The sequence below is a fragment of the Methylomonas stagni genome (assembly GCF_050154735.1).
GTDB classification, from domain to species: Bacteria; Pseudomonadota; Gammaproteobacteria; order Methylococcales; family Methylomonadaceae; genus Methylomonas; species Methylomonas koyamae_A.
This window is the reverse complement of the sequence record NZ_CP189557.1, coordinates 681,701-702,028: the sequence shown is the minus strand read 5'-3', so window position 1 is coordinate 702,028 and position 20,328 is coordinate 681,701. Positions and strand designations below refer to the sequence as shown.

The window sequence follows — 20,328 nt, the reverse complement described above, 5'->3', positions numbered from 1 at the left end:
ATAAAATCAATTCAGCAGAAGTACCAGTCGATTATTTTTGATCGCCTCGATCAAAAAAAACAATTAAATTGCGATACAAACCATACGGCAGTAAAGCGGGCAACATGTACTTTAAATCGGCAATACAAAAATAACCGGAAAATAACAACTTCCTAAACAAAGTTTGCGCGGTTATCAAATCTCGATCCCAAAAATTTTTATATGCTTGCCGCAACAATCTCCCCTTAGTAACATCAGCCACTCGTTCTTTCCCAATCTTATTAACAACATCCGGATGAGCACGCAAAAACTTCTGCTGAACATGCCAGTGATTTAGTGCGATTTTTAACCGATTCTTAGTAATCTGATCACCGTCATGGTGAAAATAATAGGCCAATACTTTCTCAACCCGATGAATAAGCCCCGGTATTGCTATGCGCAGCCACAAATCATAATCCATACACGACGTCAAGGATTCATCAAACCCCCCAACTTGGTCAATAACAGTCTTACGAATCAAAGCAGCGTGAATTGGCCAAGGACAAGCAGCCAAAATCTCAAGAATCTTTTCCTTGCGTTCAAAATCATCCGGAATATAAGGTCGACAAAACTTGTCCTGCAACCCTAGATTTTGCCAACCACAGTAAACCAGCACGACATCGGGATTCGAGACTAACTCCGCTACCATCACACATAAGAACTCCGCATCCCAACCATCATCAGCATCCAAAAAAGCCACAAATTCACCGCGAGCCAACTTTAATCCCACATTCCTCGCGGCACCAGCCCCTTGGTTAGCTTGCGTCACAACCGATATCGCTGGATAGTAGCCGGATAAACGGTTTAAAATTGCCAAACTTTCGTCGCGAGAACCATCGTCAACCACAATAAGCTCAAAACAAGAATAGGTTTGCTCGAATAAACGTGTAATTGTATTTTCAATATACTTTGCCGCATTGAAGCACGGCATAATTATTGATACAAGTGGATTATCAGACATAACACCTCAAAATCATTAAAATCCTATACATCCAAAAATAAAATTTCATAAGAGCCAATATAAAAACATGAAGCATTCAATTAATTTTAGCAGACTTTTTAGAAGCATCGGCGCACGATAACTCAGCAGAATTTCGGCATATTTCACAAGCATTCACATATTAATCACTAAAAATATGTTAAATATCGAAAACCAATAAAATATTAATCAATATGAGCCGATATCCTAGCCCCATCGTATTAATGTATCACGGAACACCGAAAGAGACACCTATCTCCCGGTATTCCTTACAGGCTCGCCTGTTTAAAAAGCACATACAATACTTTAAAAAAAATGGCTGGCATACCGCGTTATTTAGAGATTTACTCGATATAAAATCGCTTCCAGAAAAGACAGTCATCCTAACATTTGACGACGGCTATCTCGATAATTACTTAGGAGCATATTTACCTTTGTTAGAAAACCAAATGAAGGCGACTTGGTTTATAGCGACAAAACACATCTCCAACAGCGCAAACTGGCTACCTTTCCGATCGCCTCAAAACGACTTGCTATCGCACGAACAAATTCTGGATATGCATCGCAACCACATGGAAATCGGCTCTCACACCTGCAGCCATAGAGAACTACCAAGCCTCCACCTAAACGCGCAAATCGACGAACTTATTCACTCGAAGAAACTGTTAGAAACTTTGACAAATAGCTCGGTCACCAGCCTAGCCTACCCTTTCGGCCGTTATAACACTGATTCGCTGATCGCCGCGAGGGAGGCGGGATACAACTTGGCGTGTACTACTCAGCCAGGATGGCTACATTTAGAGCCAAATCCGCTGTTAATTCGGAGAATTACCATTTTTTCCGGCGACGATGACAAGATTTTAGCGCGAAAACTGTCTTTTGCCGATAATGATGTCTCTTGGCCGAAAGTGATGCGTTATTATTCCGACAGGCTCCTAGATCGACTCGGATTAGTAAAGTCCGAGTGATTTTCCTTCTGCATTTCTGCAAATGAACCAGCGTCAGTGGCATCGGCAACCAATTAACAACCCATTGATTTTAAAGCCCATCGCGTCCAGGTAGGCGGTCAACCGCCGGATCATCTTTTAGTTTCATGGCGATAAAAATATTTTTTGTCTACACTCTCTACCGGAGTTGCTAAAGACCCAAAAGATATCCGTTACGAGCTTCCTTAAATCATTTTCGCTATGTCGAACAAATGGATCCAAAACTAAAACTAACTTATGCCATGTGCAGCTACAATCGGGCCGATCGGCTTCGAAAATTAGTGGATGCTATTCGGGAGCAAGAATGCCCTATCCCTTACGAAATTTTAGTCGTTAACAACAACAGTACCGACCACACCGAACTTGAACTAGCCGAATTGTCGACAAACCCAGGAGCTACGCTTCGATGGGTTACCGAAACCGAACAAGGCATCGTCGCGGCCCGCAACCGCTGTTTAATTGAAGCGATGAGTTCTGACATAATGGTATTTATCGACGATGATGAAATTCCATTACCCGGACTGCTATACGCTGCTACCGACGCCATCTGCAACGAAGGTGCTCAAGTTGCCGGAGGGAAAGTGGTGGTCGACTTCACTGGTCAACGACGGCCAAAATGGCTCGGAGACGAATTACTTGGCTTTCTCGCCGCCACTGATTACGGTGAAGCGCCGTTTTGGGTGACAAGCAAGGACACACCGTTATGGACTGCGAATATCGCATACGACATGAAAATATTCCGCGAAAATCCAGATCTACGGTTCGACAAGCGTTACGACAGGCAGGGAAAAGCAATCGGTGGCGGTGAAGATGTTATGATGTTCGGCCTCCTTCTGAATTCCGCTATGAAAATCCGCTACCGCCCAGATATGACGGTTCTACATTCCGTCGAACCTTGGCGGTTGAAGCCTAGCTACTTCCTAAAATTACATTTTAGCTCCGGCTTTAGAAGCGCCTATAATTGCGGAATTAAATATAAACGCAATTTTTTTGGAGTTCCTCTATTTCTATTTAGTCAGGCATTAAAATTATTTTTTTGTGGCTAACTTTGGCATTAAAGAACCAAAAACTTGAATTAAGGAAATGCATGAATTTCACACATGCACTTGGGCAAATATGCGGTTACTTTAGTCGATGGAAAGAAAACCCAGACTATAGGATCTAATCAACACACAGGCCTCACGTGCGCGACATCGTTGTACTTATCTTTCTTTCAGGCTGCATTGTAGCCGCTATCAAACGGCCTTGGTGGGGCGTTTTGTCACTGGCGATTTTCAGTTACATGAATCCTCATGCCTATGCTTGGGGCTTCGTGCGCACCTTACCGGTTTACATGATTTTATTTTTGGTTGTCGTAATCAGTACATTTACCACCAAAGATAAGCAACCGATACCCAAAGACTGGAGAGTCACCGTCTTCTTCTTATTATGGGTGTATTTCATGTTTACGACGACTCAGTCGCCGCTTCAAGATATTGCTTGGTCCCGCTTCTGGTTTGTCACCAAAATATATATACCGTTTTACTTTACACTGACTCTAATCAACACAAGAACTAAATTGTACTACCTGATATCGACTATTGGTATTTCTATTGGCATTGTAGCCGTCAAAGGAGGAATATTCGCTATAGCCAAAGGGTTTTCTCATCGAGTTTACGGTCCACCAGGTACTCAATTCGAAGACAACAATCAATTCGCGATAGCAATGCTAATGGTTATTCCATTATTATTAATCTTTCGACGCGAACTCAAAAATGAATTATTGAAGAGAGTTACTTTATTTTCGGTACCGGTTATTTACGCGGCCGCTTTATCCTCTTGGTCTCGCGGCGCGTTGTTGACAATGATTGCATTGACGTTCATCTTGATTTCAAACTCAGGACGGAAATATTTAACGATTCCACTGGTTTTCGTCGGGGTATTTTTCGTTAAGGATTATTTACCGGATGAATGGTTCGGACGCATGCATACCATGGAAAGCTATGAAGAAGATCAATCGGCCATGGGCCGCATCGTTGCCTGGACCGACGGCTGGAATTATGCGGTAAGTCATCCGTTTACCGGTTGCGGTTTTGAAGGGTGGAAGTTCGTGACCTTACGCGATTGGCACAGTTCTTACGTGGAAATCCTAGCCGAGCACGGTTTTGTGGCGTTTGGCTTGTGGTTCTCGCTGTTGGCTGGCTCGTTAGTCAACCTAACGCTGCTCATGCGAAAAACCAAAGGCATCCCGGAACTGGAATGGGTCGGATATTACTGTCTGATGCTTAGGGCATCTCTGATCTGCTATATGATCGGAACTTTATTTTTAGGCTTGTCGTATTGGGATTTACTTTATCATTTAGTTTTCATTGCCGTGCTAATCAAAAAATTCGCTCTGGAGGAGCTGGCGCAAATATCCGCGACCAATTCGGGGCTTAAGAAACATAAACGAATCCCCGCTTACTAAATTTAACTCGGCCGTAGCGCATTTTAATGGAAACTGTCGCCCAGCTCCTCTACTCCGCTTGCCTTTCCTCGTTATTTGGCATGGTCGCTTTAATCAGCCAAACCTGGCACAACTATTCGCGAACCGGCCCTGGAATTCCGGAGGAAGTTGAACGGAAATTTCGCTGGCACATGGTTTATGCCGGTCTTCGCTTAGCCCTTTGGTGTTACGTGATATTTCTATTGACGGCGTTGCCGGGTCCTATATTCTGGCAAAGTTGCGCTCTACTATTGAATATCGAATTCAAAACCTCTACAGCATTTTTTTCGGCTTATGCTCGAGTGCTCTTGTGATTGGATATTTCTTTTGTTACCAATTATTATTTTCTCCAGGCGCGATTCAATTATCGTTTCAGTATCGTTTTTCCAGGCTATATGGACTGCACGACGCATTGACGCCTGCAATATTGAAATCAATCAAATTCGCTGGCATCTTCGTTTGGGTGACAATATCAGGCTTGAGCTTGTTTTCAGCGGCTCTTCCGGAAACCGTTTATATTTTCGCGATCAACCTTATATACGGTTGGTTAGCGATCAGTATTCGGGTCAAGGAGCCCGCGCCGCTCGAATCCAAACCAAAATCGCCGTCCTTCCCGAACATTGTCATGATCGGTGCCGACACCTTGCGTTGCGACCGCCTTGGCGCTTATCGCTATCGCAGAAATCTGACACCGAATATCGACAAGTTGTGCGCCGACGGCGTGTTACTTGGAAACTGTATAACCCCGGTGGCTAGAACGGCGCCCAGTGTCGCGTCGTTGTTTTCGGGTTTATGGCCCTACCAACATGGCATTCGCGACAACTACCCGTCCGCGGAGGAATGCCGGCTACCTCATCCAAGTTTAGTGCAGTGCTTAAAAGCCCAAGGCTATTCGACCCTAGCGGTTTCCGACTGGGCCGGCGCGGACTTCGGGAAAATAGACTTCGGATTCGAAACCGTATCGTTGCCCGAAGATCAGTGGAATCTCAAGTTGTTGTTCAGACAAGGACCGTCCGTCATTCGCGGTTTTTTATCGTTGTTTACCAACAATTCACTGGGAAAAAGTACCTGCCAGAGTTGTATTTTCTGGCCGGTATGCCGCTGACCGGTAAGCTGGGCCGGGAATGCCGCCAATTTATTGCGTCGGCGGCGCGAGAGGGACGCCCGTTTTTTCTGAATCTGTTTACCTCGACCACGCACGTTCCGTTTACCTGCGATTACCCCTATTACAAGTTATTCACACCTGAGAATTACCGAGGCGAGTCGAAATTCATCATGACCAAACTCGCCACGCCTTGCGAAATCGTCGATAAACAGCAGAGAGGATCGGATTATTTCGACGTACCGCAGATCATCAATCTCTACGACAGCTGCGTCAGACAATTCGACGACGAGGTCGGCAAAATCGTTGATTTTATCGAACAATCGGGTTTGTCCGAAAACACGCTGATTGTGATTTACAGCGACCACGGCGCCGATTTTTTCGAGACCGGCTGTTGGGGGCAAGGCAACACGCTGTTAGGCAAGGATCCAAGCGGCCGCATCCCGCTGGTCATGAAAGGCCCCGGCATGCCGAAAGGCGTCAAGTTCGAGCCGGTTTGCCGCGCCGTGGATGTGATGCCGACATTGCTTGGCTGGTTAAAGCTGGACGTTCCGGAACATTTGCCGGGCACCAACCTGATGCCCTACATTCTTGAAAACCGATCGCCCAATCTATACGCCTATCAGGAAACCGGAATTTGGCTCGGCAAGGTGCCGGGCCTGCATCCCGAGCAAATCCTTTACCCCAACATCGTCGAATTGTTGGACATCCCCGACCAGCAAGCCGGCACATTGGTCATCAACGCCAAGTATTATCCAACCGTGATCCAAGCGAAGAGCCGTTCGATACAAGACGAGCGCTGGAAATTGATTTGCATCGCGACCCACCGTGGCCCGGTGTACCAACTCTACGATTTGGAAACCGATGCCTATCGGGATGTAGCGTCGGAATTTCCCGAGATTTATGCCCGCCTGCAAGCACAGCTGGCGATTCATTTGAAAGCGGATCCATACTGGAATCCCGCTCCGGCCACACCGTCGGCCGCTTAAGACAACAAATTCGCCAACAATTCGGCGACCGCTAACCAATCGCGTGAGTCGCCGTCATGCGCCGCTTTCATGGTAGAAAGTGTTGCCGATTTAGCATTGGCGGCGGATTGCCGCTTGGCCACCGGACGCTTGTTCGCCAACATTCGACCTCCCGCCCGCTGCCACTCCAGCAAATGACTGATTTGACCGCCGTCCAGCCATACGCCGTGACTCGCGCAACGATCCACTACGACGCCACTACGATAACCGTACAGTGCCCGGTTCATCAACACTCGGCATACCGGACATTTTAAGTAACGGACGCGCGCGTCCGCCGAATAGCGCTCGCGGTTAATGCCGTCCAACCAAGCCCGATCGACAGCCAATGTCGATCCGGCCGTCCGCGCCAACAAAGTTTCGATTTCCCCCGGATCGAAAAACAAGCCATAACAAGTCCCGCAGCGTTCGAGTTGCAAAACCTGTTCGCCTTCCAGTGCCACGGTTTGCAACGGGGTGTCGCACACCGGACAAATTCTCGAGGTCTGAGTCCCAATCGGGCTGAAATCATACTTGCCCAATAGATCGATATCATTGCGCACGCCGCAATACCGGCAAATCTGACTATTCGCCGCCAACGGCGCGGAACACGCGCTACATTTCGCCATTTTCGGTTCCCTATAAAGTCCGCTCCGACGTCATCGACCATGCCGCCACTTTTGAAAATAAAGTTCCACGCCCACCAAGCTTCCTTTCAGTACTGGCGCGGCATCGTGCAATTGCGTAACATTTTGGCAATTATGGCAAAGAACAGGAGTTCACGTGACAATCAGAACCTATCAATCCAACAAACCCAAGCTCGGCGAGCGTGTCCTGATCGACGAAACCGCCGTCGTCATCGGTAGCGTAGAATTGGGCGACGACGTTTCGGTCTGGCCAACCGCGGTCTTGCGCGGCGATGTGGAGAAAATTTGCATCGGCAATGCCAGCAATGTTCAAGACGGCTCCATCTTGCACGTGTCGCACGCTGGCGACTATTCGCCGAGCGGCTATCCCCTAAGGATAGGCGAGTCCGTCACGATCGGTCATCGCGCCGTTATTCACGGTTGCACGATAGGCAATTATTGCCTGATCGGCATTGGCGCCATCATCATGGACGGGGCGGTGCTCGGCGACTACAGCATGCTGGGTGCCGGCGCGCTAGTGCCGCCGGGTAAAAAATTGGAAGGCGGATATCTGTACATCGGCGTACCCGCCAAGGCCGCTCGCGCGCTAACCGACGACGAGAAGATCTTTTTGGCCTACTCCGCGTCGCACTACGTCAAACTCAAGGACAGTTATCTGGACCGCAAAGCCACCCCGGAGTGATCGCGGTTTACACTCACGGCCCAAAACATGATTCGGCTAACCACCAGCCGTTGACCGGCCGGTCGCAGGCCCCTTGGTCGTCCTGAATCAGCGGCCTATTCTTCGTCCTTGGATCGCACGCCCCGAAGCGACGACGCCCATTATTAATATTGAAACGATATTTGTTTGACAAGCCCGGCCGCTTGTTATATTGTTTCGATTCGCTACCAATAACGGACGCCGATCACGCGGTTTTTGAATTGTTGGTTGCGCGCGGCTCTTGCCCTCGGCCGCGCCCGACCTTCCGGCACAGATCCACCAACCATCCGGCCTATTCCTCTTGTCCGGCGTCCGCCGGTAGCGAAACCGGAAATCGAGTTCCCGGCCGAAGTTGGCCGACAACACCGGCTTCCATTCTTACTAGACCCGACTTCGGCCATCGCCGAAAATAAGAGGTAAACCATGAGTGAAGTACACCAAGAGAAAGATCATTTCGTACTGTATGTTGTCGTGACGGTCGTCGTGGTCGTCGGCGCGATATTGGCGGTCAAGCTGAACGAAAACGAAAAATTCGCCCCCATCAAGGACCAAATCAACGAGGAACACCGTTTAATGAATATCCGCGTCATCGCCAACCGGGAGGACTGAACATGCGCAAATTTCCGTTTATGTTGAGTTTGCTGCTGACCATGTTGATCAACACACCGCTGCAAGCCACCGAATATATTTATCGCGACCTGATGGCCAATAGTCTGGCACCGGCGCATTGCGACGCCGAACCCAAGGCGCGCGACGCCGCGGCCAAACCCTATAACATCGAACGCTTCAGCAAGAAGTTCTGCCAAACCCAAGGTTACGGTTGGCACGTCGAAGAAATCAAAACCGCGGGTAACACCGTTTGCGACAGTTGCGGAAACCAAGCCGATTTAAAACGCTGTCACCAGGAAGACATTGTCGTCAGTTGTAAACGTATCAAACCCGGCACGGTCGGTATGTTACCCGGCAAAGGCTAATATTGATCGACCTTGATGTGGCAGTTTGGCGCCCAGCGCCGCTGCCACCCCTTGGTCAGGTCACGCCGACGGACACCTCATGTGTCGGGCATAAAATCTGCTTGAAAGTCTCGATAAGAAATCCGTTGCGTAAACATCAACTATCGTTTGGGTGGACGACATGACCTTACTTTCGGCGGCCGAAACGGCCCCGGTCGGATACGACGCGATCGATCACGACCATCAATCCTTCATCGCGTTGGTAAATCAGTTGGATAGCGCGGACAATAGCGAATTTCCCGCCCTGTTCCGCGAACTCTATCATCACACCGAACAGCACTTCGAGCTGGAAAACCAATTGATGCAAACCTTCGCCTTCCCGGCGGAAACCGAACACAAAGGCGAACACCAGCGTGTTTTGGCCGAATTCAAACAATTTCAGTCGCGCATCGACAAAGGCCTGATCCCGTTCGGGCGCGCCTTCGTCAAAGACAGGCTGCCGCAATGGTTCAAATTACATGTCGCGACGATGGATAGCGCGTTGGCCGCCCATATCCATCAAGCGAACGCGCGCGCCGGAGACACCAACGCCGCATGAGCGCCGTTCCCGAACTTGAGTTAATCGAGGGATTTTACAACCAAGCCGACTGTCGGCAACTCCTCGAACGCTTGCTCGACGAACAGGATTGGCCAAACAACCGTTACCAAGTCGGTGAACGCTGGTTCGAACTGCCGAGACAGCAAACTTGGCATGCCGACCCCGGCATTCGTTACAGTTACAGCAACAATCTGCTGGTCGCCCGGCCCTGGACCCCGTTGTTGTCCGAACTAAGAGCCGCTATCGAGTGCCGTTTGAACGCGAAATTCAACGCGGTACTGGTGAATCTCTACCGCGACGGCAACGACTACGTCGGCTGGCATTCGGACAACGAACGCGAAATGGGAGACGAACCGTTGATCGCTTCGCTGAGTTTGGGCGCCCCCGTACCTTCGCCTACCGCCACAAGCGAAGCGGGGAACAAGGCAGCACCCGACTAAACGCAGGCACGCTACTGACGATGCGACCATCCTTTCAACACGATTGGCGGCACAGCGTCCCGCCGGCACCGGAAGTCGCCGATCCCAGGATTAATCTAACATTTCGCTACGTTCTGCCGCCGCCGAACTAAGTCGCTGGTACGACGGGTGCGCCGTGTCCGGCGCATAAAAGGCAAAGGCGGTCTTACCGGATTTCTTGACGGCATACCTTACCCCGTCAGCCAGCGAACTCAACTCTTCGGCGTCCTCGCCGTGATCGGGAAACGATACAATCCCAATTCTGCACAATTCGACGACAAGGCAGTTTTTGCTTGGGTCACCGATATTTACCCGACCTATTTTACGAAAACGCCCACCAGCGCCAACAGCGCCAGACCGGCGTATTGCCAGGCAACATCTTCGGAAACGACACCGGATTTGGCGAATGCCGCTTGTTGCAAGGCCAGCCGCAAACTACCGGGATCGGTCAGACGTTGATAGCTCAATCCAGCCTCGGCGGCCAAGCGTCTCAGATAATCTTCGTGGAGGCGGCTCAAATGCTCGTCGCCGATCACCGCTTGGCTACCGAACGGCGCATTGCGAGCGTCATAGCCTTGAATTTTTTCCGGGTTAAGATCGGATTCGCCGAAGGTCGAGCGATGCGGGACATCTTCGGGTTTGTAAAAACCCAGGCGCTGGCCGTTGGCATCGAATTTGGGGATCGGCGCGGGGTTATCGCCGCCGACGCCGATAATCACGCCTTGCACTTGACCGCGAAACCCGCCGAGATCGGGCTGGTAGCGCGCGTTGGGCGGAGGCGCCTCCTGGCCGTCGGTCAAGAACACCAAGGTTTCCTCGCGTGTTTTGAAATCTTCCAAAGTCCTAGCCAGGCCGGCGGCGATCCGACTATCGGCGGCCCACGCCATCCGCCAATCCAATGCCGCCAACGCCGCGTCGATTTCGTTGAAGCCGGAGCAGACTTCGATGGGCTCGAACAACAGCGCCGATCGGCGTTCGGTGAATATCCCCAAACCGACGCGCGATTGGCACGGCAACGCCATTAGTTGCCCGCGCAGACTGTGTTTGACAAAGTCCAGCCGGCTGACGGTTCGCCCTTCCCACACATAATCCTCGGTATTCATGCTGCGGGTAATATCCACGACGAAGATCAACTGGTATAGCGGACGCTGCCGTTGTCGAGTCGGGCCCGTCGCGGCCAGCACGGTCATCAATAGCGCCAGCACTAACAGCCACCAGCGGTAGTCTCTAAAATTCGGTCCGGGCATGGCGATTCAACGATGCATAATGAGACGGCCGGCGCCGAGACCCCGGCGTGCGCGTTGGGCACTGCTCATGGCAAACCGCGCGGAAATCCGGGCAGCGTGGTCCACAGCTGGGTCTTTTCCCGACCGTCGTCCGGTTCGTGACCGCTATTGACCCTATCCATTTCCGGCAACAGCCGCATCGCCACTTCCAGATTGTACTTGGCATCCCAGTAGCCCGGCTCGGCGATCAGTGCGTCGCGATAGGCTTGCTTAGCCAAGCCGACCAACGGCGTCGCATCGTTGATATTGCCGGCGTGTAGCTTTTCCTGCGCCTGCGCCATATACAAATTCCCCAGATTGTAACGCGCCTGTGCCTGCAAGGCCGGCGGGGCCTGCCGCAGCAATACGTTCAAGGTTGCCAAGGCATCGTCGTAGCGGCCGGCCTTGCGCAAATACACCGCTCTCGCCATCCGTAGAGACGGCGGCGCGTCCGCCAGATCTTCGACCTCTACGTCGCGACCGGCCAGCAATTGCTCGATCAATTGGTTTTGGCCGGCCAGCCGATAGAGACGGGCTCCTTGTACCAAACCGACCAACAGTGCGGTCAGCAAGCCCGCCCACAGCAAACCGTGTGTGAGACCGCGCATCAGTATTTGACCTCGCAAAGTTTGGCGCCTATCAGCAAAGCCGCTAGCCCGGCGCCGACTCGGTAGCACAGCGGCGTTAAATCCTGCTTGGGAATCCGTTCGAAATAGTGCAAGGGGCGATGCTCCAAACGATTGATATCGTCTATCGCCTGACGCATCGCACCGGGATTTTCGGCTTCGTAAGCTTGATAGGGAATATTCAGACTGGAAAAAAATAAATGTAAATAGCGTTCGGGCATGGCTTGAGCGTTATCGTCGCGCGGATCGGTCGGCATCTCGAACAAACCCGGACTGTTCGCGGTGCGCAAAAATACCCAGTACAAGCGCACTTGACGCTGCTTGAACAACTGGCGCAATTTGGCCTCGCTGTCCGGGTCTATCACCGCCGCTCCGTCGGAGACCAACAAAACGATACGCGAACCCGATACCGGTCGGTCGTCGAAATACGATAACGCCAAGGCAAGGCCCTTGCTGACGTTGGTATAGGCCAGCGCCGGCTGGGCCGTCGCGGCGATCGCCGCCCGCACCGCCGGCTTGTTTTCGGTCAACGGCATCACGAACAACGGCGAAGTACTGTAGGCCGCGACGCCGATCAAATCGTGATCGCGATGATCGACAAACTGGGTCAGCAATCGGCGGGCCGCCGCCGCCTTCGATTCTTCGCCGCTCCCCCCGTTGAGATGCCCGACGTCGGGTGCCTTACCGGCGAACGTGTTGTCCATGCTATTGCTGCGATCCAGCAACAACACGATGTGGGCGCCGTGGCCGATGCGCTCCACCTGCTGCTCCTTGCGATACGGCCCAGCCAAACCCAACACCAGCGCCGCGATCGTCAACGCGCCGAGCAGACGGAGCAGCGCGTCCACCACATTCGAGAACGGATCGGCCGGCAGCAAGTCCAGCGCCGGATGTTCGCCGGCACGCATGCCCAAACGCCACAGCGGCAACGCGCATAGTACTAAACCGGCCAGCGGCCAGACCTGTTCGACAGCCAAATTCATCGGGCGCCCCGTTCGATATCTCGACACTGGCCGCAGAGTCGGCGTAAGCGCTCGATCGCGTCGTCGGTCGCGGCCGTCTGGTCGGCAAAGAAAAATCGGTTGGAATAGTCGAAGAACCAGCTCAACTCGGCTTGCAACGGCCGGTAATGCGGGTGGGCTCCGAAAAAATCCTCCAGTCGGTGCCCGAATAGCGGTCCGCCGTGCAAGCGATTCAACGCGCCGTGCATGACCGTCAGCGCTTCGGCCATTTGCACGGCCCGCAGGCCGCGCAATTGCCGACCGGCGCGCTTGAATAGGCTACGCCGGGGCAGTCCCGGCAAATAGCCGTATTGCCAAGCCAGCCGCAAGCCAAGCGCCAGCGCCGCCAGACCCGCGACTAGCATATTACGCAGAACATCGGCGCCCGAGATTGGCGCTGGCGGCTGATCGGGACGCAGATACTCGCCGGCTTCATCCTGTCGAGCAATCAACTCGCGTAGCGGCGCCACGGTAAATTGCCAGTCCGGGACTCGCTGTTCGAGGCTTTGCCCGTGCTGACTGAAACGCAACGGGAAACCCGGAATCGTCAGCGCCTTGACCTCCAGCGGCGCATAGAACACCTGATATTCCAAATTCACCCGGTATTCGTCGTCGCCCAACGGCTCGACTTCCGCTTGGCGCAGATGCAACCATCGGTTCATTGGTCCGGGCTTGGGCAGGCTGTCCGCGTGCAATACCACGCCGGAGCGGATCTGCACGGTGATCCGCATCGGAATCGTATCGCCGATTTGGTAGCCGAAAGGCCGCGGCGTCTCCACCCGCCATGCGCTGACCGGCCGGATCGGCGCGGCGGAGCATGCCGCCAATAATCCGGCGAACAAGCTCAATACCCCGGCACGAATCCAGTAAACGACGGCTCCCCGACGTTCGGCAAGCGCCGACACCGGCGAACAAGGCCGACCTTCTTGGCGGCATAGGTTACTCGGCCCGCGCATCATGCCGCCCGTGCTAGAAAGTACTGGTTGAATTGCTCGGCCCGATACCCTTGTTCAATAAACATCGGCTCGTGACCGAAGGCCCGGAACGCGTGCTGCAGTTGCCGACGGCGTTGCTGATAGGCGGTTTCGATACGACGTTTCAATGCCGGCCGCATCCATACGCGGCGGCGACGCCCGGTTTCCAGATCTTGCCAGACCAACAAGCCCCAGTCCGGCATGGTCAGATATTCCTGTTCGTCCCAGAGCAGCAAGGGCACCAATTCGTGACGGCCCAGACTCGCCAGCAACGCGGGCAAGCGAACCAGCGGCCAATGGCCGTCGCCGATCAAAAACACCAGGGAACGTCGAGCCGGCAGATAGGCTCGCGCCCGCCACAAGCCATCGCACCCCGGCTTTAACTTAAGTCGAGACAATGCCTCAAACCAACGTTCCACGCCGCCGAGGTCTATCGATCCGGGCGGTTGAAACACCAATGGCCTGTCGGCGGCGCCGAACCCGGCGAAGCCCACCCGATCTCCCGCGGCATGGGCGGATTCGACGATCGCCTGCAATATCTCGACGATCGTTCGGCGTTTATCGCGTCGGCCGACGAAAGTCATCGAGGCCGACAAGTCGGCCAGCACCATGACTTCGACCCGGCTATGCTCCTGATGCGCCTTAACCCGGTACTGGCCGAACGGGTCTAGCAGACTGGCGCGCAGGTCTATCCGTCGGGGGTCCGGCCTCGCGATCAGGGCTTCGTGCCGCTTGAACAATTGTCCGTTGCCGACCATCTGCCCAGGGTGCGCTCCGGGATAGACTTGAAGAGCCGGACCCGACAAGCGGTATTGGAAAGGTTCGATATTGATCGCCATGAAACTCGATGCAGCTAGCGGTGGACTTGGATCGGCATGAAGGAAGGAACGGCTCCGCCGGCAGCTATTGCGACACGATGACCTGAACCACCAAACCGGTGACCAGGCAGTAACCGGGCAGCGAATATTTCAGCGGCGCGTTGACCAGCAGTTCGACGACGCCGGAGTAACCGCGCTCATTACGGCTATAAATAGCCTCGCCGACCAGCCACAATAGGGAATCCAGAATTAACAGCGCCACAATCGTAAAAAATCCGACATCGCTGAATAAGAACGACTTGCTGGCGAGCAGCGAAATTCGCTCGTTAGTATCGACAAAATTCGCGGTCAAGATGCCGATCATCAATGCCCCTTCGTCGAAGGCCACCAAAAAAAGGTATAGGTAAAGCGGCGCATCCGCGCCGAAAACCCGGCCAATCCGGGAAAACGTAGCGCCAGATACAGCACCGGCACACTGAGGCAGAACAGCAGAACGCCAATCACCGACAACAAAATCCAGAATTTGAAACCGACCGCGTCATTCAACGCGCTGGTGTAGTAGGCCGCGTAGGGAATATCGGAATAAGCATCCAGGGCGCTGGCGATAAACGAGCTGATGATGCCGACGCCCGACCAAGTCAAATAAGTTTCCAATAAATGGCCGAGTCCGGCGTGCGGAATCATGGCGCGTAACAAAGTTTTCCAGTTCATGGGACTCAAGGTGCTGCGATGTGATTGAGGATTTCGCCGACCAAGGCCGGCAACAGCTCGTCGTGACGGTAGTCGTAGATCGGATTCAAGAACAAGCGGTGACTCATCGTCGGCGCGAACACCGCCTGGATATCCTCGGGCCACAAGCTGTCGCGCTGTTCCAGCCAAGCCCGGACCTTAGCGGCGCGGATCAGATAACTCATGCCGCGCGGACTGACACCGGCGTGCAGCAAACGCTCCATCTCGACATCGCTCAAACTAATCCCGTACGCCTTGGGATCGCCGCTGGCCTTGGCCAGATCCAGCGCGTATTTGCGTAGGGCCGGACTGGTTTGAACGCGTTGTTGAATCGCCTCGCCCAGCGCGTTCAGGTTTTGATAGCCGATGCCGGACTCCGCCATGCCGGCGATTAAGGCGTCTACATCGTGAAAGCGCGGATCGAACATCAATTCGTCCAATACCGCATCGTCGCCGGGCGCGGCGATGTTGATTTCCATCAGGAACCGGTCGCGCGCCGCCGCCGGCAACTCGAAGGTTTCTTCGCGCTCCACCCGGTTGCGATCGGCGAATACCAACATGTGCGGCATCCGGTATTCGCGGTTGAACGCGCCAACCGCGCGCTCGGCCATGACCCGCAACAGCAGCGAATGCACTTGCGGCCGAGCCCGATTGATTTCGTTGAAGAAAAACACCGATAACTGCTCGCCTTGCTTGAGCAGCGGACCGGGATCCACGCAAGGCCGGCCATCCTGGTTCAGGTAGGTGTAGTAAATCAAATCGGCGGGCATCAAATCGATGGTGCCTTCGATGCGCTGATAGCGACCGCCCAGTCCCTGCGCGACGGTACGCAGTAGCGTGGTCTTGCCGACGCCGACTTGACCTTCCAGCAGCACGTGACCGCGAGCGAATACCGCGATCAGGAGATTGCGCACCGCCGTCCGCTGGCCGACGACAATCCGGTTTATCTGGTTTTCCAGCGCCAGCGCATCGTCGCGCCGGCTAGCTAGCGTATGTTCGGTGATCATGTTTAGCTTGGCCCGTTACGGGCATTTAGGCAAAAAAACTCCGGGCGGTGCCCGGAGCCGTGAGCTTCAGTCTTATCTTGGGCCAAACGCACGGCCTACCCTTGCCGCAAGTCCAGCGGTCCAAGCCTATTCCGTTAGACTGGTCTCTAGGGTTGCCGCCTTCCCTGGCGGCGTCCTAAGGGCCTGGTGACGACGCCCGCGCGAACACCTCGGTGTTCGCCGCCTGCCTTGGTCGAAAAACCACTGGCGATCCGTTCGCGGTCGCCAAGCGGCTTTTAACCGTCTCGCTCGGGCTTATTGACCTTCGACGTCGTAGACGAACTTGCCGGTTTTGGCCAGAATTTCGCTGCGTTTGGCGTTGCGGGCCTCCATTTCCTTGATCGATTGACTTTGCTTGTTCAGTTCGTTGACATCGTGTTTCGGGTCGTATTTGCTACCGGCCACTTGCGCGGGATAACCCGGTTTCGGTTCCCAGCAGTTACCGGCTTCCTTACATTTGGTACCGTCATAGGCCTGGGCGGACGCCGCCAGAGTCAGAGCCAATGTTGCGCTGCTTAAGGTCAAAAAGTGTTTCATGTTGATCTCCTGATAAGTATTTGGAATTCCGGGCGCGCCAACGTCGCGACGTAGTCAATCCGGAGTGAAGCGACCTTATTTCAACCAGTCCGCCTTTTTCGGGTCGCCTTTGTAGATGTGGCGTATGAAAGCCATGATGTGCAACATTTCGTCCGTGCTGAATGTAACGTACTGAGGCCCCATCATGCCGTTGGCGCCGCCGAACAGCACCTCGAACAAACCCACGTCGGTGGCGTTGCGCGGATAGGTCCAATAGTCGTCGGCCAGTCCCGGCCCCAGCTTACCTTCCGCCTCGTGCCCGTGGCAGCCGGAACAACCGGTCATGTATAGGCTTTCGCCCTTCTTGATAGCCTCCGCGTCGCCGTTGTACGGGTTTTTACCGGTTTGCATGAATTGCTTGAACTTGTCGGTATTGCCGCCCTTCTTGGCAAAACTCAGATCCAGAGTTTCGCCGGTCAAGGCATGGCGCAGAGTGATGTCGGCCCGTGCCGTCGAGACGGCGGCAAACGCCAACATCGCGGCCGCGCCGCTCAAAAAGGTTTTGTATTTCATTTGTCGATGATTCCTGTTAGTTCATGGACAAGGCGGTCTCGGGTTCGTCCAGTAGCGGAATACCTTCCGCTTCCAGCAGTTCGCCGATCTCGTCTTGCTTGTCTCTTACAATTTTGTTCAATTGCTCCAACAACGCGACTTCGCCCTTACGCACGCCGATCGAGGTACTGTAATGGAAACCGACTTTTTCACCGTCGGCTCGCTTGTTGTCGTCCGGTATCACCGTCATCGTCAACGGGGTATTGGACGCTTTAACGTAACGCGCCGCGGCGGGCCCCCATAACACGGCGATTTCCGCTTTGCCGGTAGCCACTTCATTCACCAGCTTGTCGTTGTCGTACTTGACGTACTGATTGCGCTTGGATTTGAACCCGACCAGCTCTTGCTGATAGCTGAACATGTCGTTGTAACGGCCTATCGCCCTGAGCATGGTTTCCGCCGGCGTACCGGGCGCGAATGCGATGCGCTTGGCGGTTTTCAACGCCGGGCTGTCCCAGTTCCGCAGGTCCAAATGATCTTGCTCGCGGGTAATGAAGACATAGCCGGACCGGTAATACGGCAGCGTGGTCAGCAAACGCGGATCGCCGTGATCGACACCCATCACCACGTCGCACAAGCCTTTGTCGACGAAGTCGCGGATGAAGTAACGCGGATCGGTCCAAGTCACCGCTTCCAGCTTGCGACCCAGTTGCTCCGCAACGTATTGCGCCAGTTTGTTTTCGAAGCCTTCGCCGGCTTTGTTGGCGTAGGGCATTTCGTTTTCCGCCGTGCAGACTTTCAAGGCCGGTTGTTCGGCTTGGGCGCAGGCAGACCCAATACCCAGCGCCAACGCGGTAAAAATATGTATCGCTTTTTTCATGGTTTGGATTTCAGCGTAGGGTGGGCATGCAATGCCCACCGATTCGGTCGACCAAAGGTGGGCACGATGTGCCCACCCTACGATTTACAGCGAGAACACCATCACGCCGCCGCCCATTTGGGTGTAGTGCGCCAATTCCTTGAACGCACCCACCGCGCCGAGACCGGCGGTTGGGTCGGCCAGGTCGAATACCAAGCCGACGCCTGGCCAGCCGCCGACACCGTAATAAATCGCAACATATTGTTTGTTGTTGTGTTTATAGGTAATCGGGTGACCGATGACGCCGGAAGGCAGTTTGAACTTCCACAGTTCCTCGCCGGTTTTGGAATGGCGCGCCTTGATGTAGCCGTCCAAGGTGCCGTAGAACACCAAGTCGCCGGCCGTCGCGGTGGTGCCGCCCCAAACCGCGAATTTCTCCTGAACTTCCCACTCCATTTTACCGGTGACCGAGTTCATCGCCTTAACTTGTCCCAAAGTGCCTTTCGGACCCGGGTACATGTTCAAAGTCGCACCGACGAAGAACTGACCCGCGCGGTAAGGCAGCATGAACGGTTCCCAGTCCATGCAGATGTGGTTGGTACCCATGAAGAACAATTGCTTGTTCGGATCGTAGGATTCGATGCCCTGGTTGTGGTAACCCATCGCCGACGGACAGATGCCGGTGGCTTGGTGGTCCATGTGTGTCGAATATTCCGGGTCGCGGATCGGCAAGCCGGTTTGCAAATCGACTTTTTTCACCCAGTTGACGGTGTCGTCGATTTTGAAGGCATTGATCAAATCGCCATTTTCACGATCCAGGGTGTAAACCAGACCGTTCCGGTCGGGGTGAGTCAGCAATTTGCGTTTTTTGCCGTTGACCACTTGCTCGGACAAGCCCATGTAGTTGACGCCGGCATAGTCCCACTCGTCGTGCGGCGTTTTTTGGTAGCCGAACTTGGCTTCGCCGGTGTTAACGTCGCGCCCCCAGATGGTCATCGTCCATTTATTATCGCCGGGCCGCATGGTTTCGTTCCACGGCGCGGGGTTACCGGAACCGTAGTACAGCATCTCCAGGTCGCTATCGTAAGCGTACCAACCCCAGTTGGTGCCGCCGCCGATTTTCCAGGCGTCGCCTTCCCAGGTTTTTTGTCCCAAGCCAAACTGACCGTAATGCGGATTGGCGTTATTAAAGTCTCTCGCGAGTTTCAAGTCTTCGTCGGGACCGGTCGCGTAAACCCGCCACGCCTGCTTGCCATCCTTGATGTTGTAGGCCGTGGCATAACCGCGCACGCCCAACTCGGCTCCGGCGGAACCGACGATGACTTTGTCCTTGACGACGAACGGCGCCATGGTCAGAGTCGAACCCATCGCGATGTCGGAATTTTCCATTTTCCACAAAACTTCGCCGGTCTTGGCGTTCAGCGCGACGATGTGACCGTCCAACTGATTCAGAAAGATCGTAGCGGGGTAATCCTTGCCCGCCGGTGCATATGCCAGCCCGCGATTGACGACGTCGCAGCAAGCCACGGCGCGAGCGGCGGGATTTTGCTTAGGCTTGAATTGCCAAAAAATCTTGTCGGGATTGTTCAAATCCAGCGCAAACACGTTATTCGGATACGGCGTATGCACGTACATGATGCCGTCGACGACCAAGGGACCACCTTCATGACCGTTCAGTACGCCGGTCGAAAACGACCACGCAACTTTCAAATTCTTGACGTTATTGGCATTGATGTCGATCAACTCGCTGAAATGCGTGGAACTGTAGTCCTTGGTCTGCATCACCCAGTTGGTGTTTTGCTTGGACAATTGTTCAAGTTCCTTATTCGCCTGTGCCGATTGCGACACGGCCAGCGCGGCGCTCGTCAATAGAGCCGATGTCGTGACCTGCTTGGCAAATCGTGAAATTTGCATGAATCCTCCTGTGTTGTTTATGTGGGGTGCATGGCCCGACAGATCAGGTTTAAGGGAGCCTTAGGTTAAAAAGCCGATGCGCCGACGACAGTCCCCACCGAAACCGAACGGGGGTGCGC

The 20,328-nt window shown here is 53.8% G+C and carries 23 protein-coding genes and 1 pseudogene; 10 read left to right on the top strand and 14 right to left on the bottom strand.

What is annotated here, in order from left to right:
- Nucleotides 1-31 precede the first annotated feature (31 nt).
- Nucleotides 32-979 carry a glycosyltransferase family 2 protein gene (locus ACP4CD_RS03280; protein ID WP_426993499.1) on the bottom strand — a complete coding sequence of 316 codons (948 nt, stop codon included), beginning with the start codon at nucleotides 977-979 and terminating at the stop codon, nucleotides 32-34.
- 242 nt (nucleotides 980-1,221) lie between these two features.
- Here ACP4CD_RS03280 and ACP4CD_RS03275 point away from each other — a divergent pair, with 242 nt between their 5' ends.
- The 5 genes from ACP4CD_RS03275 to ACP4CD_RS03255 all read left to right on the top strand — a co-directional run bounded on the left by ACP4CD_RS03275 (nucleotide 1,222) and on the right by ACP4CD_RS03255 (nucleotide 6,538).
- Nucleotides 1,222-1,965, top strand: a complete 744-nt coding sequence (locus ACP4CD_RS03275) for a polysaccharide deacetylase family protein (protein WP_313730096.1) — start codon at nucleotides 1,222-1,224, stop codon at nucleotides 1,963-1,965.
- A 230-nt stretch (nucleotides 1,966-2,195) separates the two neighbouring features.
- Entirely contained in the window at nucleotides 2,196-3,029 is an 834-nt protein-coding gene (locus ACP4CD_RS03270; protein ID WP_426993497.1) for a glycosyltransferase, read from the top strand.
- A 137-nt stretch (nucleotides 3,030-3,166) separates the two neighbouring features.
- Nucleotides 3,167-4,429 carry a putative O-glycosylation ligase, exosortase A system-associated gene (locus tag ACP4CD_RS03265; RefSeq protein WP_064030136.1) on the top strand — a complete coding sequence of 421 codons (1,263 nt, stop codon included), beginning with the start codon at nucleotides 3,167-3,169 and terminating at the stop codon, nucleotides 4,427-4,429.
- A gap of 202 nt (nucleotides 4,430-4,631) precedes the next feature.
- A complete protein-coding gene (locus ACP4CD_RS03260) occupies nucleotides 4,632-5,552 on the top strand; it encodes a sulfatase-like hydrolase/transferase (RefSeq protein WP_426993495.1) in 921 nt (306 codons plus the stop codon).
- Nucleotides 5,543-6,538 carry a sulfatase family protein gene (locus ACP4CD_RS03255; protein WP_426993493.1) on the top strand — a complete coding sequence of 332 codons (996 nt, stop codon included), beginning with the start codon at nucleotides 5,543-5,545 and terminating at the stop codon, nucleotides 6,536-6,538. The genes ACP4CD_RS03260 and ACP4CD_RS03255 overlap by 10 nt, the downstream gene beginning before the upstream one ends.
- Here ACP4CD_RS03255 and ACP4CD_RS03250 read toward each other — a convergent pair.
- The gene (locus ACP4CD_RS03250; RefSeq protein ID WP_426993491.1) at nucleotides 6,535-7,182 is read right to left on the bottom strand and encodes a zf-TFIIB domain-containing protein; all 648 of its coding nucleotides are present in this window, start codon (nucleotides 7,180-7,182) and stop codon (nucleotides 6,535-6,537) included. The genes ACP4CD_RS03255 and ACP4CD_RS03250 overlap by 4 nt on opposite strands.
- A 154-nt stretch (nucleotides 7,183-7,336) precedes the next feature.
- Here ACP4CD_RS03250 and ACP4CD_RS03245 point away from each other — a divergent pair, with 154 nt between their 5' ends.
- From ACP4CD_RS03245 to ACP4CD_RS03225, 5 genes and pseudogenes are all read left to right on the top strand, one after another.
- Nucleotides 7,337-7,882, top strand: a complete 546-nt coding sequence (locus ACP4CD_RS03245; protein WP_426993489.1) for a gamma carbonic anhydrase family protein — start codon at nucleotides 7,337-7,339, stop codon at nucleotides 7,880-7,882.
- Between the two features lie 441 nt (nucleotides 7,883-8,323).
- Entirely contained in the window at nucleotides 8,324-8,509 is a 186-nt protein-coding gene (locus ACP4CD_RS03240) for a hypothetical protein (protein ID WP_064030128.1), read from the top strand.
- Between the two features lie 2 nt (nucleotides 8,510-8,511).
- The gene (locus ACP4CD_RS03235) at nucleotides 8,512-8,874 is read left to right on the top strand and encodes a hypothetical protein (RefSeq protein ID WP_231883700.1); all 363 of its coding nucleotides are present in this window, start codon (nucleotides 8,512-8,514) and stop codon (nucleotides 8,872-8,874) included.
- 160 nt (nucleotides 8,875-9,034) lie between these two features.
- On the top strand, nucleotides 9,035-9,451 hold the full coding sequence (locus ACP4CD_RS03230) for a bacteriohemerythrin (RefSeq protein WP_168029320.1): 417 nt from the start codon (nucleotides 9,035-9,037) through the stop codon (nucleotides 9,449-9,451).
- Nucleotides 9,448-10,022, top strand: a pseudogene (locus ACP4CD_RS03225) (alpha-ketoglutarate-dependent dioxygenase AlkB family protein). Before ACP4CD_RS03230 ends, ACP4CD_RS03225 begins: the two are co-directional and overlap by 4 nt.
- A gap of 204 nt (nucleotides 10,023-10,226) precedes the next feature.
- On the opposite strand, the gene ACP4CD_RS03220 reads toward ACP4CD_RS03225, so the two are convergent.
- The 12 genes from ACP4CD_RS03220 to ACP4CD_RS03165 form a co-directional block, all read right to left on the bottom strand.
- Entirely contained in the window at nucleotides 10,227-11,156 is a 930-nt protein-coding gene (locus tag ACP4CD_RS03220; RefSeq protein WP_426993486.1) for a vWA domain-containing protein, read from the bottom strand.
- Nucleotides 11,157-11,221: 65 nt separating this feature from the next.
- The gene (locus ACP4CD_RS03215; protein ID WP_064030119.1) at nucleotides 11,222-11,782 is read right to left on the bottom strand and encodes a hypothetical protein; all 561 of its coding nucleotides are present in this window, start codon (nucleotides 11,780-11,782) and stop codon (nucleotides 11,222-11,224) included.
- Nucleotides 11,782-12,783: a vWA domain-containing protein gene (locus ACP4CD_RS03210; protein WP_426993484.1), complete on the bottom strand. Its 1,002-nt coding sequence runs from the start codon at nucleotides 12,781-12,783 to the stop codon at nucleotides 11,782-11,784. The genes ACP4CD_RS03215 and ACP4CD_RS03210 overlap by 1 nt, the downstream gene beginning before the upstream one ends.
- Entirely contained in the window at nucleotides 12,780-13,757 is a 978-nt protein-coding gene (locus tag ACP4CD_RS03205; RefSeq protein WP_426993482.1) for a nonribosomal peptide synthetase MxaA, read from the bottom strand. The genes ACP4CD_RS03210 and ACP4CD_RS03205 overlap by 4 nt, the downstream gene beginning before the upstream one ends.
- Nucleotides 13,757-14,614 carry a DUF58 domain-containing protein gene (locus ACP4CD_RS03200; protein ID WP_426993480.1) on the bottom strand — a complete coding sequence of 286 codons (858 nt, stop codon included), beginning with the start codon at nucleotides 14,612-14,614 and terminating at the stop codon, nucleotides 13,757-13,759. Before ACP4CD_RS03200 ends, ACP4CD_RS03205 begins: the two co-directional genes overlap by 1 nt.
- A gap of 64 nt (nucleotides 14,615-14,678) precedes the next feature.
- Nucleotides 14,679-14,957, bottom strand: a complete 279-nt coding sequence (locus ACP4CD_RS03195) for a hypothetical protein (protein WP_426993479.1) — start codon at nucleotides 14,955-14,957, stop codon at nucleotides 14,679-14,681.
- Nucleotides 14,957-15,304: a hypothetical protein gene (locus ACP4CD_RS03190; protein WP_426993477.1), complete on the bottom strand. Its 348-nt coding sequence runs from the start codon at nucleotides 15,302-15,304 to the stop codon at nucleotides 14,957-14,959. Before ACP4CD_RS03190 ends, ACP4CD_RS03195 begins: the two co-directional genes overlap by 1 nt.
- A 5-nt stretch (nucleotides 15,305-15,309) precedes the next feature.
- Nucleotides 15,310-16,329 carry an AAA family ATPase gene (locus ACP4CD_RS03185; RefSeq protein WP_426993475.1) on the bottom strand — a complete coding sequence of 340 codons (1,020 nt, stop codon included), beginning with the start codon at nucleotides 16,327-16,329 and terminating at the stop codon, nucleotides 15,310-15,312.
- A 294-nt stretch (nucleotides 16,330-16,623) separates the two neighbouring features.
- Nucleotides 16,624-16,905, bottom strand: coding sequence for a methanol dehydrogenase [cytochrome c] subunit (locus tag ACP4CD_RS03180; RefSeq protein ID WP_064030109.1), 282 nt, complete (start codon nucleotides 16,903-16,905; stop codon nucleotides 16,624-16,626).
- 75 nt (nucleotides 16,906-16,980) lie between these two features.
- Nucleotides 16,981-17,457, bottom strand: coding sequence for a cytochrome c(L), periplasmic (moxG, locus tag ACP4CD_RS03175; RefSeq protein WP_426993473.1), 477 nt, complete (start codon nucleotides 17,455-17,457; stop codon nucleotides 16,981-16,983).
- Between the two features lie 16 nt (nucleotides 17,458-17,473).
- Entirely contained in the window at nucleotides 17,474-18,316 is an 843-nt protein-coding gene (gene moxJ, locus ACP4CD_RS03170; RefSeq protein WP_426993472.1) for a methanol oxidation system protein MoxJ, read from the bottom strand.
- 84 nt (nucleotides 18,317-18,400) lie between these two features.
- The gene (locus tag ACP4CD_RS03165) at nucleotides 18,401-20,209 is read right to left on the bottom strand and encodes a methanol/ethanol family PQQ-dependent dehydrogenase (RefSeq protein ID WP_064030101.1); all 1,809 of its coding nucleotides are present in this window, start codon (nucleotides 20,207-20,209) and stop codon (nucleotides 18,401-18,403) included.
- Nucleotides 20,210-20,328 lie beyond the last annotated feature (119 nt).